The organism is uncultured Phenylobacterium sp. (genome assembly GCF_902826855.1).
Lineage (GTDB): Bacteria > Pseudomonadota > Alphaproteobacteria > Caulobacterales > Caulobacteraceae > Phenylobacterium.
This window is the reverse complement of record NZ_CADEGK010000336.1, coordinates 1-2,761: the sequence shown is the minus strand read 5'-3', so window position 1 is coordinate 2,761 and position 2,761 is coordinate 1. Positions and strand designations below refer to the sequence as shown.

General features: G+C 66.8%; 2 protein-coding genes. One reads left to right on the top strand and one right to left on the bottom strand.

The genetic code is table 11. From position 1 onward, the window contains the following. A partial coding sequence (locus tag QZV94_RS24400) for a TetR/AcrR family transcriptional regulator (protein ID WP_293682980.1) occupies positions 1-446 on the bottom strand: 446 nt, incomplete at its 3' end. 157 nt (positions 447-603) lie between these two features. Here QZV94_RS24400 and QZV94_RS24395 point away from each other — a divergent pair. Next, a partial coding sequence (locus QZV94_RS24395) for an efflux RND transporter permease subunit (protein ID WP_293682978.1) occupies positions 604-2,761 on the top strand: 2,158 nt, incomplete at its 3' end.

The following is a 2,761-nucleotide window of genomic DNA, read 5'->3' as shown; positions in this document are numbered from 1 at the left end:
TGGCTCAATCCGCCAAAGGCAAGTTCGGCGTAAGGTGTTGGATCCTCACAGGCGAGCTCTCCACGCTCAACGCCGCGCTTTAGAATGCGGCCGAAAAGGTCGATCACGGGATCGTAGACGCGTTCGCGGAATGTCTCCGCCAGCTCCGGGAAGTTGCCCAGCTCAGCCTCGACGACCCGCATGAGCGAGGTGATCCGCTCCTCTTGGCAATGCTCCCACCACAACAGCCCGAGGGTCTCGAGAAGCTCGGCAGTCGTGCCCTGGAAGCCGTCGATCAGCGCAACCACCTGATCCATTTCGGGCTCGGCCATCCGCTCGACCACGCCGCGGAGCAGCGCCTCCTTCGTCGGAAAGTAAACGCCGACCGTGCCATGGCTCACGCCTGCGCGCTTGGCCACATCGACAAAGCGCGTCCGCTCGAAACCGCGTTCGGCGAAGAGGTCCATAGCGGCGTCCAGTATCTCGGGTGCGCGCGCGCCGGGGCGTCTTCTGAAACTAGGCTCCATAGTAATCCGCTCCGTTCTTATTGGATGGACATCCATCTATTAACATTATATGCGGCCGGCCGAGCCGGGGAAACCCGCTGAACCGGGATCATAGCGCATGCGTCAACTCCGCGTCTCCGCCTGGGCAATCACCAACCCGATTCCGGTCGTCGTGATCTTCGCCGCGCTGACGCTGGCGGGCCTAGTTTCCTATCTTCTGCTTCCGGTGAAGCAGTTTCCGAACGTCAGCTTTCCCGCGGTGACGGTCACGGTAACGCAGAACGGGGCCTCGCCGGCCGAACTCGAGACGCAGGTTACGCGTCCCGTGGAGGACGCCGTGGCCGGGATAAGCGGCGTCGACCACATCCAATCGTCGGTGACGCTCGGCACGTCCACTACGACCATCAACTTCAAGATCGGCGAGGACGAGCAGCGGGCGATCGACGAGGTGCGCTCGTCGGTCGACCGGATTCGCGCGAACCTGCCGCTCGAGATCGACGAGCCGACCGTCAGCCGGCTTGATTTCGAGGGAGCCCCCATCCTGACCTACGCCGTTGAGGCTTCGGACATGAGCGAGCCGGACCTTAGCTGGTTCATCGATGACGCGCTTACCCGCGCGCTCTCCGGTGTGCCGGGAGTCGGTCAGGTGCAGCGCGTCGGCGGGACCGACCGGGAGATCAACGTCATCGTCGATCTAGAGCGGCTCGCCGGTTACGGCCTGACCGTCCCTCAGCTCAACGACGCGCTTCGCCAGGTCAGCGTCAACGCGCCGGGCGGGCGGCTGGACGTGGGCGGGCGCGAGCAGACGATCCGGATCGTTGGCCAAGCGGACACCGAGGAACGGCTGCGCGCGCTCACCATCCCGCTTGCAGGCGGTCGCTACGTCCAGCTCTCCGACCTCGCGCAGATCGGGTTGGGCGCAAGCGAGGCGCGGCGGTTCGCCCGGCTCGACGGCCGACCGGTGGTCGGGTTCCAGGTCCTTAAGACCAAGGCGTCAAGCGACGTCCGGGTCGAGGACGCAGTCGAGCGCGCGCTGACGAAGCTGCGCGCAGCTCGTCGTGACGTCCGCTTCACTAAGGTCCTCTCGACCGTCGACGACACGCGGGCGAGTTTCGAGGCGACCGTGCACGTCTTGATCGAGGGTATGGTCCTGGCGGCGCTGGTCGTGTTCCTGTTTCTTCGCGACTGGCGCTCCACCGCCATCGCCGCAGTCGCCATGCCCCTGTCACTGGTGCCGACCTTCGCCGCGATGCTGCTCTTCGGCTTCAGCCTGAACGTGGTCACGCTGCTAGGGCTGACGCTCGTGATCGGCATCCTGGTCGACGACGCAATCGTTGAGATCGAGAATATCGAGAAGCGGATCGAGCGCGGGGAGCGACCATACCAGGCCGCCATGGAGGGCGCGGACGCGATCGGCTTGGCCGTCGTCGCGACGACAACGGCGATCGTCGTGGTCTTCGCCCCTGTCTCCGCCATGCCGGGCATCGCGGGGCAGTTCTTCCGCGAGTTCGGCGTGACCGTCGCGGTCGCGGTCATCGCCAGCCTTGCGGTCGCGCGCTTCGTCACCCCGCTTATGGCGGCCTATTTCCTGAAGCCGCGCCGCGTGACCCATGGCGGACCGAAGATGAAGCCCTTTTACCGTCAGACCCTCGGTTGGGCGCTCGATCATCGCTGGCTCTCGATCCTAGGGGCGACCCTGCTGTTCGTCGGATCGGTCGCGCTGCTCGGGCAGGTCCCGACCGGGTTCGAGCCTGTGCAGAACAACGATTATGTGCTGATGAACATCCAGGGCGCACCGGGTGCGACAGCTGCGGATGTGACCCGAGGTGTCGCCGAGGCGACCGAGCTCCTGCGTCGTCGCCCGGAGGTCGCACATGTGTTCGCCAGCATCGGTGGCGCGAGCATGGGCGGCGGCCCGGGCGGAGCGGGGCAGTCGGGGGGCGACCTGCGCTCTGGCGTCATGACGGTCGTGCTGAAGCACGAGCGCGACCTCACCGCCGAGCAGTTCAAGGAGGCCGCGCGACCGCTCCTGCGCGCGGTGCCAGACGCGCGGTTCAGCTTCCTCGGCGTGACGCAGCAACCTGACGTGGTGGTGACGCTGACCAGCGAGGACGGGCCGGCGCTCGACCGGGCCGCCGCCGAGCTCCGGCGGCAGATGGGCGGGCTAAGCGCGGTCCGCGACCCGCGACCCGCCTCGCTTCCGGCCGGACCCGAGATCCAGATCGTGCCCCGCCCGGCCGAGATGGAGCGGCTCGGCGTCGACTCGCCGAAGCTCC